At 65.8% G+C, this 16,483-nt stretch carries 11 protein-coding genes; 2 read left to right on the plus strand and 9 right to left on the minus strand.

Annotation, left to right across the window (positions count from 1 at the left end; genetic code table 11):
• The 6 genes from IAI53_RS06310 to IAI53_RS06335 all read right to left on the minus strand — a co-directional run bounded on the left by IAI53_RS06310 (nucleotide 1) and on the right by IAI53_RS06335 (nucleotide 10,185).
• Nucleotides 1-1,419, minus strand: coding sequence for an HlyD family type I secretion periplasmic adaptor subunit (locus IAI53_RS06310; RefSeq protein WP_187717270.1), 1,419 nt, complete (start codon nucleotides 1,417-1,419; stop codon nucleotides 1-3).
• On the minus strand, nucleotides 1,416-3,158 hold the full coding sequence (locus IAI53_RS06315) for a type I secretion system permease/ATPase (RefSeq protein WP_187717271.1): 1,743 nt from the start codon (nucleotides 3,156-3,158) through the stop codon (nucleotides 1,416-1,418). Before IAI53_RS06315 ends, IAI53_RS06310 begins: the two co-directional genes overlap by 4 nt.
• A gap of 22 nt (nucleotides 3,159-3,180) precedes the next feature.
• Entirely contained in the window at nucleotides 3,181-3,819 is a 639-nt protein-coding gene (locus tag IAI53_RS06320) for a hypothetical protein (protein WP_187717272.1), read from the minus strand.
• Between the two features lie 170 nt (nucleotides 3,820-3,989).
• Nucleotides 3,990-4,253, minus strand: a complete 264-nt coding sequence (locus tag IAI53_RS06325; protein ID WP_187717273.1) for a type II toxin -antitoxin system TacA 1-like antitoxin — start codon at nucleotides 4,251-4,253, stop codon at nucleotides 3,990-3,992.
• Between the two features lie 46 nt (nucleotides 4,254-4,299).
• Nucleotides 4,300-9,288, minus strand: a complete 4,989-nt coding sequence (locus IAI53_RS06330; protein WP_187717274.1) for a DUF4347 domain-containing protein — start codon at nucleotides 9,286-9,288, stop codon at nucleotides 4,300-4,302.
• 132 nt (nucleotides 9,289-9,420) lie between these two features.
• Nucleotides 9,421-10,185 (minus strand): helix-turn-helix transcriptional regulator, encoded by a 765-nt coding sequence (locus IAI53_RS06335; protein WP_222948173.1) that lies wholly within the window; start codon nucleotides 10,183-10,185, stop codon nucleotides 9,421-9,423.
• 108 nt (nucleotides 10,186-10,293) lie between these two features.
• Here IAI53_RS06335 and murJ point away from each other — a divergent pair, with 108 nt between their 5' ends.
• Nucleotides 10,294-11,832, plus strand: a complete 1,539-nt coding sequence (gene murJ, locus IAI53_RS06340) for a murein biosynthesis integral membrane protein MurJ (RefSeq protein ID WP_187717276.1) — start codon at nucleotides 10,294-10,296, stop codon at nucleotides 11,830-11,832.
• A gap of 36 nt (nucleotides 11,833-11,868) precedes the next feature.
• Nucleotides 11,869-12,498 carry a YbhB/YbcL family Raf kinase inhibitor-like protein gene (locus IAI53_RS06345; protein WP_187717277.1) on the plus strand — a complete coding sequence of 210 codons (630 nt, stop codon included), beginning with the start codon at nucleotides 11,869-11,871 and terminating at the stop codon, nucleotides 12,496-12,498.
• A 107-nt stretch (nucleotides 12,499-12,605) separates the two neighbouring features.
• Here IAI53_RS06345 and ggt read toward each other — a convergent pair whose 3' ends face one another.
• From ggt to adk, 3 genes are all read right to left on the minus strand, one after another.
• Complete coding sequence (gene ggt / locus IAI53_RS06350; RefSeq protein WP_187717278.1) at nucleotides 12,606-14,345, minus strand: gamma-glutamyltransferase; 1,740 nt, start codon at nucleotides 14,343-14,345, stop codon at nucleotides 12,606-12,608.
• A gap of 88 nt (nucleotides 14,346-14,433) precedes the next feature.
• Entirely contained in the window at nucleotides 14,434-15,690 is a 1,257-nt protein-coding gene (locus tag IAI53_RS06355; RefSeq protein WP_187717279.1) for a 6-phosphofructokinase, read from the minus strand.
• A 96-nt stretch (nucleotides 15,691-15,786) separates the two neighbouring features.
• The gene (gene adk / locus IAI53_RS06360) at nucleotides 15,787-16,440 is read right to left on the minus strand and encodes an adenylate kinase (protein ID WP_187717280.1); all 654 of its coding nucleotides are present in this window, start codon (nucleotides 16,438-16,440) and stop codon (nucleotides 15,787-15,789) included.
• Nucleotides 16,441-16,483 lie beyond the last annotated feature (43 nt).

Genomic DNA, 16,483 nt, shown 5'->3' on the forward strand with positions numbered 1-16,483 from the left:
TCAAGCTTCGATCATCGCCGTCGAGAAGCGCTGCAACAGGGGTCTGAGCAGATAGGTTAACAATGAACGCTCACCAGTCTTGATCATGACGGTGGCAGTCATCCCGGCAAATAGCTTCAGCTCCTTGATCCGTTCTGCCTGCGCCGGATCGATCCTGACCAGCACCCGATAGTACGGCACTCCACTGCGTGGGTCGGTGATCACGTCGGCCGACACGACGTCGATCCTTCCAGGCAGACGAGGGCGGTTCATCATGCTTACGTATGCATCGAAGTGAATATCCGCTTCCAGCCCGGGACGTACCCGATCGATATACTGAGGCGCCAGCCGAGCCTGAACGACAAGATCCTCTTCATCCGGAACGATGTCCATCAAGCGGTCCCCGGGCTTGACCACCCCGCCTTCTGTATTGACCGCCACATCGACGACGATGCCGCTGACGGGAGCCCGGATTACCATGCGCTCGTGCGTATCGCGCACCGCCGCGAGCCTTTCCGCCTGCAGGCTTTGCTCGCGTAGCGCCTCGGCCAGTTGTGTTTCCACCTCCCGTCGGTAGTCCATCAGGCGTTGCTGCTCCTGCAGCCGCAGCTCGTTCATTCGCGCGCGCGTCGCTCCAATCGCAGCCAGATCCTCCCCCTGGTGACTTTGCGCCTCGGCAAACTGTCGGCGCAACTCGAGAAGCTGATTCTGCGAAACGAAACCTTTGCGGCTCAATTCTTCGAAGTTACGTAACTGCTCGCTGATCAGCCTGATCTGACTCTCACGACCCTCCTGCAGGCCCGCGAGACTCGTCAGCTGCTGTTGAAGGCCTTGCACCGACTCACGCAGGATGCGTAGCTCCCCCTGCAAAGCACCGCGACGCGACGCAAAGAGATCACGTTGCGCGCGTACCGCAGCCCTGACCTCGGACGATGGGTCATCAAGCAACTCAGGCGGAAACACCGGAGCGTCCATGCCATCTCGTTCTGCTACCAGCCGGGCCAAGGTCGCACCGGCGACCCGCGTCTGCGTCGAGACGCTGTTGAACGAGGCCTGGCTCTGTACACCGTTAAGCCGCACGAGTTCATCGCCCGCCCGGACCCGCTGTCCTTCAGTGACCAGAATATTCTCGACGATCCCTCCGGTCAGATGCTCCACACGCTTGCGCTGGCTCTCGACCGTGAGAACGGCCGCCGCCGGGACCCCTTCGTCAAGCGGCGCCAGTGCGGCCCAAAGCAGGAAACCTCCGAAACCAAAGAGCAGTAAGCAAAGGCCGCGGCGAACGACGGCACTGTAATCGCTGTTAGGTACGACGGGCTGAGCGCCCGAATAAGGATGCAGCCATCGATCGATGGCGGACGGCTCCCGTTTGTTCTCATTGGTTGTGGGCATTCGATCCACCGCGGCGTCCTGTTCGTCGTCATCCAAACGGACATTCATGCGACGCCTCGCTGCGCGCCCGCTGCGCTCGCCTGCAAATGAGGAAAGGCCGGCGCTGAGACGCCCCCAGCTTGCAGCTCGGCAGTAGCTGCGATTCGCAGGACCCGGCCCTCGTGCATGAAGATCACGCCGTCGGTCTCCCCGAGCAGATGGGTTCGATGGGTGACCACGAACACCGTACGCCCCTGGCTGCGCAAGTCCTTCAAGGCCCTTACGAGTGCAGCATCGCCCGCTTCATCCAGATTCGCATTCGGTTCATCGAGCACGATCAACACAGGATCGCCGTACAAGGCCCTGGCCAAGGCGATGCGCTGCCGTTGCCCGGCCGACAACACCGCACTGCCCTGCCCGTCCCAACCGAGCTTCGTTTCGTAGCCATCGGAGAGCCGCAGGATGAGTTCATGAACGCCCGCACGCTGCGCAGCCTGTATGACCCGCGCGGAATCCAGCTCACCGAACCGCGCGATGTTCTCGGCTACCGTGCCCTCGAACAGCTCGACATCCTGGGGCAGGTATCCGATATGCGGACCGAGGTCTTCCCGCCGCCAGCCTCCGAGCTCGGCCCCGTCCAGTCTGACCGCACCACCGGCAGGCGGCCACACGCCGACCAGCGCACGGGCAAGCGTTGATTTTCCCGAAGCACTCGGGCCGACGATGGCCATGATCTGTCCGGGCTGCACTTCGAAGCCCACGCCTTTGAGAATGGGTACGTTCTGGCCGGGCGCGGCAACGAACAATTGCTCGACTTGAACCAAACCGTTGGGGCGTGGCAGGGTCACCGAGGGCTGCGGCAAGGGCTGCGTCCCAAGCAGCTCGTGCACTCTCAGATAAGCCTGCCGGGCCCCGACGAACGAACGCCAGTTCGCGATGGCCAGATCCAGCGGAGCCAGTGCCCGCCCCAGCAGGATGGACGCTGCGATCATGCCGCCGGGCGTCAGTTGGTCACGCAATACCAGATAGGCACCAAGCCCGAGGATCGCCGACTGCAGGAAAAGCCGTGCGAAGCGAACGCCGCCCCCGAGACTGGCGTTGCGCTCGCCAGCGGAGGCTGCCAGCGCAAGCGCTGCGCGATGCTGCTGCAGCCAGTTGTCGCGCAGATTGGGCAACATTCCCAACGCACTGACAACTTCCGCGTTGCGGGCACTTGCATCGGCCCATCGGTTGGCAGACGCACTCATCTGCTGGGCTGTCACCGTTAGCGACGCCGTTGCCCGCTCGTTGATCCAGGCCATCGAGACCAACAGCAGCGTAGCCAGCACCCCGAACAGACCCAGCCAGGGGTTCAGCAAGGCGATCACGATCAGAAAGACCGGGAGCCATGGCGCATCGAAGAACGCGATCAAGCCTTTGCCGATCAGGAACTGGCGCAATTGCACGAGATCCGAAAGCGCCTGGCCGAGCGAGTGGCCGCCCTTCGCAACGATATCGAAGCCCGCATCGAACACACGCCGGTCGAGTCCGAGTTCCAGCGCTGCAGCGGTTCTCGACATGACCTGGCTTCGGGTCCATTCCAGTGCGGCCTCAAGCGCCAGAAGCCCGAATAGCAGCGCCGTCAGAACGATAAGCGTGCCTTCGTTGCGACTGGTCAGCACCCTGTCGTAGGTCTGCAGCATGTACAAGGCGGGCGCCAGCAACAGCAGATTGATCGTGAGGCTGAACCCGGCCACGGCCGCAAAGACGCGCCTGTATGCGCTCAGCGACGCACTCAACTCGCCTCGCGGCAGACGGTCGAGAATCATGGAATCGGTCTGACGGTAGAGATCATGGCAGCCTGACGAACATCAGCGCCGACGCGGCCTGCTCCTCGGGCGTGGTTGTCAGCACTGTCATGCGGGCTCGTTCCGCGTCGACCGTTGCGATCCCTTCGAAACGACGCGTGGTAGTACCGCAGACTTCGTCAAAGGCGAGACGATAGACCGCCGTGCCGGCCGGAGATGTCGTGCTGCCGCTATAAAGACAACCGGCCGTACTGCTTCCCGTGATAAGACCATCCGAGACCGTCCAGTTGACTTGCAGCGCCTCGAAGTCCGCGCGCCATTCGCCGTTGGCCGCCGCAGGTTCGAGACGCCCCTCCAGCCTGTCGATCCGCTCTAGCGTGACTTGCTCCTCGCCGACCATACTGGTGAGCGTCAGGGACGTTGGCGACACAGCCGAATCGATGGACGCACGGGCGCTCACCAGGGTATCGGGCGCCGATTGAGGGCTGGTCAGATCGAAGCGCAGGCCCTCGGCCTCGGTCGGAGCTTGTGCGTCACCGGTAATGCGCGCTTTGACCAACTGACTAAGATCGTGAGCCAAGGCCCAGACTAAAGCGCTTTCCCCGGTTTCCTCCGGCACCACGATCGCGCTATACCCTGGCTGCACGTCGGTGGTGGCCCAACGCCCCTGGAAAACCGCCACGGTGTCATCCGGCGTGTCACTGCTGCCTCCGCCTCCACCGCCACCGCCACAAGCCGTCAGCCACGCTGCCAGCGCGACCGTGGCACCCACCTTCAAGGGGCGTAGAGAAGTCTTACCGGGGAGCTCCCTACAGTTGCTCATGTGCATGATGTGTTATCGCTCAAGGGAAGTCATTCAGAAGGATATTCAGGGGGTTGCGCGCCGACTGTGACGAACGGAGTCTCGGCCCCTTCGCTGATTGCAGACGCTTCGCCTCGCGTCGGAAGCGCCGCGAACAACTCGGCGCGCCGGCTGATCAGCGTCTCCTGAGCCCGTACATAGGCTGCGAGTCCGATGAACTCGGCCACCGTGCAGTGCTCAAGCGAAGCCGCCCGGGCGATCAGTCGAAAGTCCAAGGGATGCAGCCTCAACCGCAGTTCTCCGCCCTCGGTCACGGCGCTTTCTCGAAGCGACAGTCGACGCACATCATCGCCGTGCTGCTTAGAGCCAGAAACCATCGGAAGGCAGGTCCGGCGCCTGGTCGATGATCGAACCCGGCAGATAGGCCACAGCCCCAGGTGCGGTAATCACACCGTCGGCCAGTCCATCCGCATCGAAGCGACCTCCGTCTTCCAGCGTGAAGTCCAGACGCAGACGGCCGCCCTCCTCGACCATTCCCCCTCCGTACGGCGCACTGGCAAGGTTCACCCACATGCCCGACGCATCCTGCTGCCAGTAGCCGTTGACACCCAGATCGGCATCCACATACAGACTGAAGCGTGCAGCTTCCCCCGGCCGCTCAAGTTGCGCTTCGAAGGCAATCAGGCCCAACGGCATGTCCATCACCGCCGGTCTATCCGCCGGAGCGTCCAGTTGCGTGAGGTTAACTATGCTGGGCGCCGGCACGGCGTTACCCCCTTCCGGATTGGCGGCGGCCAGCGTCACCCAGGCCGGCTGTGCGTCCGGATTCAGGCTGACCACATCCGTTTCGCGGAAAGGCACCGAGGCCACATCGGGCTGCTGCGCGTCGGCAACGCCGTCACCGTTGCCGTCGCCCACAACGGGGAGCGTGCCGCCTTGCGGAATGAGCCCGGGTACGAAAGCTTCTACCGCTTCCGGTACGCCATCTCCATCATTGTCGGGAAGTTGCTCCCATTCGCTCTGGGGTGGGATGACAGTGACGGGGCCGGGCGGGGGCGGCGGCGCAGGCGGCGCTGCGGTCGTCGAGAAGTTGAATGTCGTCTCGTCGCCGACTGCCGTCGCGGCGTTGCCAGCCGCATCCTTCAGCGCGTCGGCATCCCAGGTCACGTAGTAGGCGGTCGAGTACGACAGGTTGGTACTCGGCGTGATCACCAGTTCGCCGCTTGCGTTCAAGCTTACCGTGGCCGGGACCAGGGTATCTGTGCTCACGTCCTTGAGATGGACCTTCGTCAGATCCGACCCGCTATCGAGTGCTTCGTCGAACTTCAAGGTCAGCGGCCCGCTCACTGCAACGCCACTGGCATCGTCGGCCGGGCTGCTGTTGATCGCATCCAGCACTGGTGCGCTGCTGTCGATGATGATTAGCTGACTGGCCGCTGTGCCACTGTTGCCAGCGCTGTCGCGTACCCGCATCGTCACGGTGGCCGTGCTGGTCAGACTGCTGTCAGTATGATTGACACCGGTGCCGATCACGCTGCTGCTGATGTCGGTCCAGTTGGTGCCGTCGGCGCTGTATTCGAGCGATTCGCCAACGGCCAATGGCGCACTCAATGTCGCAACAACGGTGAGGCCATCGGCGTCATTGGTGATGAAGTCGCCAGGAGCGGCACTATCGGTGCTGATGCTGTCGATTGTTACCGTGGTAGTTGGTGCTGCGGTGTCGATGGTGAAGCTCAGCCCCGCAGAGTTGGCGGAAACATTGCCGGCCGCATCGGAGGTAGTGGCGGTGACGTTGTGCGTTCCAGATGTCAAGGCCGTACCGGGAGTGAAGCTCCAGTTTCCGCCTGCGTCGGCAGTGGTCGTGCCCAGCACGCCACCGAGTGAACTGCTGAGAGTCACCGTGCCGTTGACCACCGCGCCGACACCCGTGATCGTCGGGGTGATGACGTTGGTTACATTGTCCGTGTCGCTGTTGCCGCTGTCGCTGGCCGCTGCCAGATCAAGGCCGCTCGGGGCGCCTGGGGCAACGCTGTCCACCGTGGCGTTGGCGGTATCGCTCACAGTGGCGGTGTTGCCGGCGTTGTCGGTCACCGTGACCGATACGTTGCGGTTGGTGACACCGTCGATGGCGCCTGGCACGATGGTGTAGGTCGCCGTCCATGTACCGCCGCTGTTGGTCGCGGCAACCGCTGCAGCTCCGCCGAACTGGCTGAAATCCACGGTTACGCCGCTGATGGTGTCGGAGTTGCTGTCACCCCCGGCAGTGTCATCCCAGCTTACGGTGACCGTATCGCCGATCTTGTACACACCGCCCACCCCGGTCGCGCCGGAGATGCTGAGGTGACCGTCGGAAACCGTCGGGGCCTGGCTGTCCACGGTGGCATTGCTGCTGGCCGCAGTGGTGGTGACATTGCCCGCATCGTCGGTGACAGTGAGGCTGACATTGCGACCAGTGGCGTCGATGTTGCCTGCCGCAATGGTGTAGGTTGCAGTCCAGGTTCCGCCGCTGTTGCTCGCAGCCACCGCCGAACCGCCGCCAAAAGCAGAGAAATCGGCGGTGACACTGGCAATATCGGCATTGTTGTCGCCAGCAGCGGTGTTGTTCCAGCTCACCGTGACGGTGTCGCCCGTCTTGTATGCCCCGCCGATACCGCTGGCGCCAGAAATCGAAATCTGCGGGTCGCTGACGGCGGGAGCCTGGTTGTCCGCCGTCAGGTTGGCGGTATCGACGGCCGTGGTCGTTCCGTTGCTGTCGGTGGCGCTGACCGAGACATTCAGGTTGCCGGCATCGATGTTGCCTGCCGTCAGGGTGTAGCTGGCGGTCCAGATGCCGCTACCGCTGTTCGTAGCCACCACGGCGCCGCCGCCTCCGAAGGCGGAGAAATCCATGATGACGGCGGTGACACCGGACTGATTCTGGCCGCTGGCGCTGTTGTCCCACTGAGCGGTGATGGTGTCGCCGATCTTGTAGGTGCTCGCGGTGCCGCTCGGGCTTGAGGTGATGCTGATGTGCGCATCGGTGACGACCGGGCCTGCTTGGGGGGTGGTCACGTCCACTTTGACGGGGGCGCCCATGAGGTTGGGGCTGCCCTCGTCATCCTCGCCCACAACATAGATGTCGTAGGCCGTTTCTGCCGTCAGTCCGGTGAAATTGAAGGTATGGGTGAAGGCGCCGCTGGCAACGGCAGCACTACCTGACTTCATCGCTGCCGAGCCGCCGGCATCCTGACCTGCCCTGACCTGGGCGGCATTCGGCGCGGCGGCTCCATCGGCCACCACCACGTAGTAGAGCGTGCCCGCTTCGTTCAGCGAAGCGGTCAGGTCGAGCGTGGTGGCCGTGAGGTTGGCGGTTGCCGGCGTGCTTTCATCGAAGCCCGGTGCCACATTGTCGACGACGGTGATGCTGAAGGTTTCCTGATAGGTGCCACCCGCACCATCGTCGGTCTGTACGCGCACGCTGTAGGTGCCCGGTGCCATCGTCGAGGTATCGTTGGCACGCAGGGTCGCGCCGCTGATGTTGAAGAGGGCGTTGTCAGTGTCCCCTGTGCCGGAAACCAGCGAATAACTGTGGGTCTGACCGGTATCGACATCGGTCGTGGACAGGGTGCCGATGGTTGCATTGGTGCCGCTCGACTGGTTTATCGAGGTAGCCGACAGGCCGATGTCGGTAGGCGCATCGTTGACCGAGGTCGACACCACCGTCGTGGTCGTGTCGGTCCCGTTCTCGGTGCCGTCGTTGACGGTGATGGTGAAGGTGGTCGTTTCCGTCCCCCCCGGCGCCACGCGGTTGTCCGCCGGGTCGAACACGAGCTGCCGGATGGCCGTGGTCGCCGCCGCCGCGCTGCCGCTGGCCAGGCTGTAGGTGCCGTTGCCATTAGCGGTAAAGCCCGAGGCGCTCAGCGAGGCAGCGGTGAACGCGCCCTTGGCCAGGGCGTCCAGGGCCACCGTGACGGTGACGTCGTCCGCGTCGGTATCGGTGATGGTCACGCTGGAGAACGGGCTGACGGTGGCGGTATCGTCGACCGTCTGGCCGGCGGTCGCGCCGGTGATGGTGGGGGTGGCGTTCGGCGCAGTAAGGGTGAAGTTGCCGATGCTGGACAGCTCATAAGGCGTGGTGTTGTCGCCCGACCAGTTGGCGGCATTGCCGATGGCGGCCAGGAGCTGCTCGCGCGTGCCGGTGGTGATCCCGATATAGCGCATATTGTCGAAGCCATAGGAGCCGCCCCCGCTCGTCGAGCCGGTCGTGCTTGACGAGGTCAGCACGGCCGCCGACGTTCCGTCGACGAGGCCACCAGGCTTGTACGAAAGGTTCTGCCCGGAAATGGCGATGCTGGTGATCATCCAGCTGCCGTCGGTGTAGTTTGTAGGTGACTGCCCGTTGTTCAGCCCGTAGATGAAGGTCGCCCCCACGGTCGTGCCAGCGGTGCCCTGGTAGACGAAGATCTGGTCGCCGGTGCTGTGGAAGCCGACAGAGCTGCCGCCCAGCGACCCGCTGACGCCGCTGCGGGCCGCCCCACCCATTTCCGCGATGCTGGCGTCGCCGCTGCCGTTGTTGGTAACGACGAAAGCCTGCCCCGCCGTGATGTCGCTCTCCACGGTCCAGGTCATATGGCCTTCGTTGGACGAATTGTCATAGAACCGGTTGCCGCTGAGGGTGGCGTCGAAGCTAGCGTCGGTGAAGTGGATCACGGTACCCGCGCTGATGTCGGCCATGGCGACGAAGGCCCAGCGTTGGGCTGGAAAGGCATCGTCGCCGTTGATGCCGATGACGGCGATGTCGCCTGCGCTCAGCGCGGAAAGAAGGCTGTCAAAGCCCGGGAGGGCCATCTCCTCGGCGTCGATGTCCCCGACAGCCACTTCAAGAGACCAGTCGCCGCCATGGGACACCGCGCCCGTCGCGTCATCCGACGCCGCCACATCCGCCCGGGTAAGCCGCGCAATATCCTCGACAAACGCCCGTCCTAGTTCCCCCTGAGCCACATTGCAGCCATAGAGCAGGATGTCGCCACCCTCGCCCACACTTTGCCCGATGCGCTCCAGCAAGGGTGTGTAGTCGCTCAGGTTGTCGCCCGTCAGCACGACACTGCCCAGGTGCTTGCGCGCGTCTGCTCCGTGCGAAAGCACATGGATTGCATCGTAACCACGATGAGCGTCCGCCCACATTGCCATCTGGACGAAGCCGTCCTGCGAGGCATCGATTAGCCTGACTTCGATTCCTGCGGGGATGCCGTCGATCAGGGTCTGGAGGTCGGGAAGTGCGGCGTCGATAAAGACGACTTCCATGCGTCCATCGCGCAGGGTGGCGTCGGCCGGGCGAAGAAGCACGGGGGATGCGGCAGTCTGAGTCATGGCTGATCAAGGCAAGGGTACAGAACGCCAGACCCTACCAAATCATCATATGCCGCGCTTCGTAAGAACTTACAGTTTTCCGGTCAAGCACTCGCCCGCGTGCCCGGAATGCTCACATTGCCAGTTGGTGCATCAAAGCAGAAGCTCTCCTTCGGCGATGGCCCGCGCCACCGCGTGGGGGAGGTTTCTCGCCCCCAGGCGGGCCTTGGCGCCCTGCAGATGGTGAATGACCGTGCGTTCGCTCAGATTGAGCTTGCAGGCGATCTCCGCAGCCGTAAGGCCTTCCTTGGTCCAGTTCAGGCAATCGCGTTCACGCGGGCTGAGGGCGCTGAAAAGGGCGTCCTTTCTGCCTGTCTGGCTTAACGCATTGACACGCTCATGAGCAAGTAGCGCAACATAATTCAAACGCGCCAGCACCTCGTGATCGTGTGGCAGTTCTTCGGCGGCAAACAGACCCAGCACATGCATCTGCGAACCAAGGTAAATGGGCACCGACATACCACTCCGCAGTCCGTGCTCAGCCACTTCACCAAAAATCCGCCGCTGCAGCGTCGAGAAGGTCTCCGCAGGATGGTCCGCATGCCACAGCTTGAACGTTCCGGTACGCAACAATTCGAGAACAACCGGATCGTGAGGCAGATAGCCCGCTCCTTCGTAGTGCTGCGCCCATGTACACATCAAGGACGACCCCTGTATCAGTGGGGTCTGGGAGCCCGCCGCGCAGTGGACCACCCCGGCGACGCCAAGATCGGCGAAACCTTCGATCAGGCGCTCCAATACCTCGTTGCCGGACTGCGCCGTCTGCAGTTTCTCAATGATCGAACCAAGGTCAGGCCGTTGCATGAAGGGGAGTGTATAGGAATGCCGTTGGCACATGCCAGCAAGGCGGAAATGCATGCGGCGGAGAATACCGGCCCCCGGCCGGACGCCGAGAAGTGCTGCCCACAACGAACCTCGGTATCATCACGCCTTCGCCGCACCGCGGCCGGACTCGAACCACCCACGATGAACCTGCTCCGGGCACTCGCCACCGTCAGCGGCATGACCCTGCTGTCGCGCATTCTCGGTTTCGTGCGCGACTTCGTCATCGCCCGCGCCTTCGGTGCCGGGATGATGACCGACGCCTTCTTCGTCGCCTTCCGCCTGCCCAACCTGCTGCGCCGCATGTTTGCCGAAGGCGCTTTCTCGCAGGCCTTCGTGCCCATCCTGGCCGAATACAAGAACCGCCAGGGCGAAGCAGCGGCCCGCACCCTCATCGACCGTACCGCGACCTTGCTGGCGCTGGTAGTGGCCGTCGTGGCACTGCTCGGCATCGTCGCCGCGCCGCTGATCATCTACGTGTCCGCGCCGGGTTTCTCCGCCGATGCGGACAAGTTCGCCCTCACCGTCGAGCTGACCCGCATCACCTTCCCCTACATCCTGTTCATGGCGCTGGTGGCGCTCGCAGGCGGCATCCTCAACACCTGGAGCCGCTTCGCCATTCCGGCCTTCACCCCGGTGCTGCTCAACCTGAGCTTCATCGGCATGGCGCTGTTCGCCGCGCCCTGGTTCGATCCGCCGGTGCTCGCGCTGGCCTGGGCGGTCTTTCTTGGCGGCGTGCTGCAGCTCGCCCTGCAGCTGCGCCCGCTCCACCGCATCGGCATGCTGCCGCGCTTCGACCTGAACCTGCACGACCCTGGCGTGCGCCGCATCCTCAAGCTCATGGCACCCGCGCTGCTGGGTGTGTCGGTCAGCCAGATTTCGCTGCTCATCAACACCATCTTCGCCTCCTTCCTGCAAAGCGGCAGCGTGTCCTGGCTCTACTACGCCGACCGCCTGATGGAGTTTCCCGCGGGCCTGCTGGGCGTGGCGCTGGGCACCATCCTGCTGCCCAGTCTCGCCAGGCTGCACGCCGACCAACGCCAGGAAGAGTTCTCCTCCCTGCTCGACTGGGGCCTGCGCCTCACCCTGCTGCTCACCCTGCCGGCCGCGCTCGCACTGATGCTGCTGGCCGTGCCGCTGGTCGCCACCCTGTTCAACTACGGCGCCTTCTCTGCCACCGACGTGCTGGCCACCCGGCAGGCGCTGGTGGCCTACAGCGTGGGGCTTTCCGGCCTCATCCTGGTCAAGGTCCTCGCGCCGGCCTTCTACGCCCGCCAGGACATCAAGACACCGGTGAAGATCGCGCTGATCACCCTGGCAGCCACCCAGGCGATGAACCTCGCCTTCATCGTGCCGCTCAAGCACGCCGGCCTGGCGCTGTCGATCGGGCTGGCGTCCTGCCTCAACGCCGCCCTGCTCTACCGCGGCCTGCGCCGCCGCGGGGTGTACCAGCCGCAGGCGGGGTGGACGCGCTTCCTCGTCCGCCTGCTGGTGGCGCTCGCGGTAATGGGCATCGTGCTGTGGTTTGCCGCGGGCGCCGACCAACTGTGGGTGGAGCAAGGCGGCTTTGCGCGCATCCTGCACCTGGCAGGCGTGGTGGCGGCCGGAGCCATCGCCTACTTTGCCACGCTGTTCGCACTCGGCTTCCGCCTCAAGGACTTCCGCCGCCGCGCAGCGGGCTAGAATCCGTGTTCCACACCCACGAGAGGAGACCCGCCCATGAAACTCAGCTCCCGGAGTTTTGCCGACGGCGCCCGCATTCCGGGCGAGTTTGCCTTCTGCATCCCCGCTGCCGAAGGGCACGTCTGCCTGGGCGGCAACCGCAACCCGCAGCTTGCGTGGTCCGAGGTTCCCGCCGGCACCAAGTCCTTCGCGCTGATCTGCCACGATCCCGACGTCCCCAGCAAGGGCGACGACGTCAACCAGGAAGGCCGCAGCGTGCCCGCCGGCCTGCCGCGGGTCGACTTCTTCCATTGGGTCATGGTGGACCTGCCCGCCACGCTGAGTGAGATCGAGGCCGGCAGCTTCTCGCAGGAGGTCACCCCGGGCGGCAAGTCCGGCCCGGACACCCTGCACGGCGCCCGCCACGGCATCAACGACTACACCGCCTGGTTCGCCGGCGACGAAGCCATGCGCGGCGACTACCACGGCTACGACGGCCCCTGCCCGCCGTGGAACGACGAGTTGTTGCACCACTACGTGTTCACCCTCTACGCGCTCGATGTCGAGCGTTGCGCGGTCGACGGCCGGTTCGGCGGCGCCGACGTGCGCAAGGCGATCGAAGGCCATGTGCTCGCATCGGCCTCGATCACCGGCACCTACTCCTTGAACCCGGCCGTGGCCGGCTGAGGCGCCAGGAAGGCACTTCGCAGCTTCCGTAGGAGCGGCCTTGGCCGCGCGATGCGGCGGTGGCAGAACCAACGACCTGATCGCGGCCAAGGCCGCTCCTACACGTCCTAGTAACCCGCAGCGACGCCTTCCCGGCGTGGGTCGGCCGCGCCGGTCCATCCACCGTCGTCCGAGCGCACGATCACCGACAGCCCGCTGGTCATGTCGCGCAGGACGGCCTCGTGCCCGAAGAGCGCGAGCCGGTCGGCCAGCGCGCGTCCGGCCGGGCTGTCCTCGACCTCGGTCGGCCCGTTGCGGCTGCCCGCGTGCGGGCGGGAAAGAGCCCGGTCGGGCGGCATGCCCCAGTCGAGCACCCCCACCAGCGTGGCCGCCACGTAGTTGATGATGGCGCTGCCGCCGGGCGAGCCGAGCACCGCGTGCAGGCTGCCGTCCTGCGCGAACACCAGGGTCGGCGCCATGGAGCTGCGCGGGCGCTTGCCGGGGCCGACGCGGTTGGGGTGAGCGCCGCGGGCGTCTTCGGGCTGGAAGGAGAAATCGGTGAGCTGGTTGTTGAGCAGGAAGCCCCGCACCATCCGGCGGCTGCCGAAGGCATCCTCGATCGACGCGGTCAGTGCGACCGCGTTGCCGTCCCGGTCGACAATGGACACATGCGTGGTCGACGGCCGTTCCAGGTGCACGGCCCGGGCGGCACGACCGGCGCCCGGCGGCGTGCCGGCCTCCGCCCGCCCCATGCTCGCGCGCGGATCGATGCGCGCCGCCCGTCCGGCGAGGTAGTCACCGGCGAGCAGGCTGGCGGGTGCGACCGGCATCGCGCGCGGGTCGGCGTACCAGGCATCGCGGTCCGCAAAGGCCAGGCGGCCGGCTTCGACGAACAGGTGGGTGGAGAAGGCCGAGTCGGCGGCCAGTGCCGGCAGAGGGAAGCGCTCCAGGATGCCGAGCATCGCCAGCACCGTGCCCCCGCCGGAACTGGGCGGCGGCATGCCGCACACGGTCCAGCTCCGGTAGCCTCCGCACAGCGCCTCGCGCCTGATCGGCCGCCAAGCCGCCAGATCCTGCAGCGACAGGCTGCCCGGGTTGGGCGCGGCCGCGGCCGCGGCAACCACGTCACGGGCGATCGCGCCGCGGTAGAAGGTTTCCGCACCCTCCTCCGCCACTTGCCGCAATACCGCGGCAAGTGCGGGATTCCTCAGCACGCTGCCGACCGCCAGCGCCCGCCGCTGCGCATCGAAGAACAATGCACGCGCCTGCGGATCGGCAACCAGAAAGCGGTCGCGCGCGATCAGCGCGTGCAGGCGCGGGGAAACCGCGAAGCCGTCCTCCGCCAGTCGCACCGCCGGCATCACCAGGCGCGACCACGGCAGGCGGCCGTGCTCGGCGTGAACCGCGGCAAGCATGCGCAGCAGGCCGGGCACGCCGACCGCGCGCCCACCGACCGCAGCATCGTGGAAACCCATGCGCCCGCCGTCGGGCCGGAGAAAGAGGCCCTCGTCGACCGCGGCCGGGGCGGCTTCCCGCCCGTCCCAGGCCTGAACGCTGCGATCCTGCGCGCGGTAATGCAGCAGAAAGGCGCCGCCACCGATCCCGGAAGACTGCGGCTCCACCACGTTGAGCACCAGCGCCGCGGCAATGGCGGCATCCACCGCGCTGCCGCCGGCACGAAGCACCTCGAGCGCGACCGCGGTGGCGTGCGGGTTGGCGGTCACCGCCATGGCTTCGCGCGCGTGGACCGCCGCGCGGGGGACGAAGCCGGAGGACGCCTCCGGCTGATCCGGTGTCTGTGCGGCCGCCGGCAGCAGCCACAGGGCGGTCAGCAGAGCGCCGAGGCGCAGGAAGGAGAAAGCGGGCATGATGGCCTCCCGGCGGGCGGTGGAGCCGTCATTATGTAGCCGTGATGAGGCGAAGCGGAACCCATGCCGCCCCCGGGCGGAATGGGCGTCAGCGCTGCGGCGGAAGCTTGCGCGCCACCGGGGGCAGTTCGGGCTGAGGATAGTCAGGCAGGCCGCCGCGCCAGGGTCGCGGCACCTCCCCTTCGATCAGTGGCTGCAGGTAGCGCAGGGCCGCCTCGGTGACATGCAGGCCATCGGCACGGATGTAGTGCGCCGGCACGCAGCGCTCCAGGTTGGCGATTGCGCGCACGTCCACCGCTTCGACCCTCCAGCGATAGGGTTCGTCCGACTCGCGCACGATCGCCGGCATCACCGCGTCGCGTCCGTGCACCGCGTATTCCACCGCTGCGCTGCCGACTGCACGCGCCTGGGCAAGATCGGTGGCGGACACCAGATGCCCCGCGGCACGCTGCAGATAGTCCGGGATCGCCCAGTGGTGCTTGTAACCCAGGCGGGCGTGGATCAGCCGCGCGATGCACTGCCCGGCACCGCCCAGTTGCACATGCCCCTTGGTATCGTGATCCTGCTCCATGACCAGGCTGCCGTCGGCGCGCCGGATGCCCTCGGATACGGTGATGGTGCAATAGCCGAGCCGTTCGACGGTTTCGCGCACGCGGGCGAGGAAGACCTCGTCCTCGAACGGCACTTCGGGCAGCAGGATGATATGTGGCGGGGCGTCCTCGCGCCCGCGCGCGGCGAGCGCGGTGGCCGCGGCCAGCCAGCCGGCATTGCGCCCCATCACCTCCATGACGAACACCCGCCCCTTGCGGCCCGACATCGAGGCCAGGTCCATCCCCGCCTCCAGCATCGCAGTGGCCACGTACTTGGCGGCCGACCCGAAGCCGGGCGAGCAGTCGCTGCCCTCCAGGTCGTTGTCCACGGTCTTGGGCACGCCGATGGCGACCAGCGGGTAGCCCCGCTGCTGTGCGGCCGCCGAGATCTTGGCCACCGTATCCATGGAACCGTTGCCGCCGTTGTACAGAAGAAAGCCGATGTCGTGCGCCGCCAGCACCGCGAACAGGCGGTCGTACTGTGCGGGGTTGTCCTCGGGCGAGTCGAGATCGAAGCGGCAGGAGCCGAAGGCGCCACCCGGGGTGAGCGCGAGCGCGGCGAGTGCCGCATCGTCCAGCACGGCGGTATCGACCAGATCCTCCGCCAGGGCGCCGAGGATGCCGTGACGCGCGCCATAAACCGAGCCGATGGCCTGCGGATGGCGGCGGGCGGCTTCGATCACCGCTGCAGCGGTGGCGTTGATCACTGCGGTCACACCGCCGGATTGTGCGTAGAGCAGGTTGCGCCGGGTCATGCGGGGGATTCCGGTTCGAGCAAGGGAATGTTCAAAAGCGCACGGCCGGCACGGGCACTTGCCCGCCACCGGCCGTGAGATGCCGCATCGGGCGGATTACTTCAGCGCGTCGAAAGCGCGGGCGGTGATCTCGTCCACCGCGCCCAGACCGGCAATCTTGCGCACCTTGGGCGCCTTGGCGTCGCCGGAAGCGGCCCAGTCGCTGTAGTACTTGACCAGCGGCTTGGTCTGCGCGTGGTAGACCTCCAGGCGCTTCTTCACGGTCTCTTCACGGTCGTCGTCACGCTGGATCAGGTCCTCGCCGGTGACGTCGTCCTTGCCCTCGACCTTGGGCGGGTTGTACTTGACGTGGTAGGTGCGGCCCGAAGCCACGTGCACCCGGCGCCCGCTCATGCGCTCGACGATCTCGCTGTCGGGCACGTCGATCTCCAGCACGAAGTCGATCGGCACGCCGGCGTCCTTCATCGCGTCGGCCTGCGGGATGGTGCGCGGGAAGCCGTCGAACATGTAGCCGCTCTTGCAGTCGTCCTGCTGCAGGCGGTCCTTCACCAGGCCGATGATGATGTCGTCGGAGACCAGGCCGCCGGCGTCCATCACCTTCTTGGCCTCGATACCGAGCGGGGTGCCGGCCTTGACCGCGGCGCGCAGCATGTCGCCGGTGGAAATCTGCGGAATGCCGAACTTTTCCTTGATGAAGTTGGCCTGGGTTCCCTTGCCCGCGCCCGGCGGTCCCAACAGAATGAGTCGCATACACCCTCCCGGTGATGTCGGCCGTGTTGCCGGCCGGTTTATT

Origin of the sequence: Thauera sedimentorum (assembly GCF_014489115.1) — a bacterium.
Taxonomy (GTDB): domain Bacteria; phylum Pseudomonadota; class Gammaproteobacteria; order Burkholderiales; family Rhodocyclaceae; genus Pseudothauera; species Pseudothauera sedimentorum.